The organism is Massilia sp. CT11-108, assembly GCF_047302915.1.
In the GTDB taxonomy this organism is placed as follows: domain Bacteria; phylum Pseudomonadota; class Gammaproteobacteria; order Burkholderiales; family Burkholderiaceae_D; genus Telluria; species Telluria orientalis.
Window position 1 is genome coordinate 1 of sequence record NZ_JBKYMO010001683.1, and the last position, 245, is coordinate 245.

Annotated in this window: 1 pseudogene; it reads left to right on the top strand. The window is 73.9% G+C overall.

Features of this window, described 5'->3' with window-relative positions:
* Positions 1–245 (top strand): annotated as a pseudogene (locus tag ACEN88_RS36025) (NAD-dependent DNA ligase LigA); the annotation flags it as partial.

Genomic DNA, 245 nt, shown 5'->3' on the forward strand with positions numbered 1-245 from the left:
CTCGACGACGTGGGCCTGCTGGCCGCGCTCGGGATCCCGAAACTCACGGAGCCGCGCGCGCGCCAGCTGCTGGCCGACGGCCGCACGCTGGACGACCTCGCGCACCTGAAGATCTTCAGCGTGTTCGGCCTGCCGGAAGGCGTCGTCACGGCGCTGGAGCAGTGGATGGCGGTGCCGGGCAACCGCGCGATGCTGGCCGCGCTGGCGGCGCTGCGCACCGAGCTGCTGGCGCTGCTGCCGCAGGA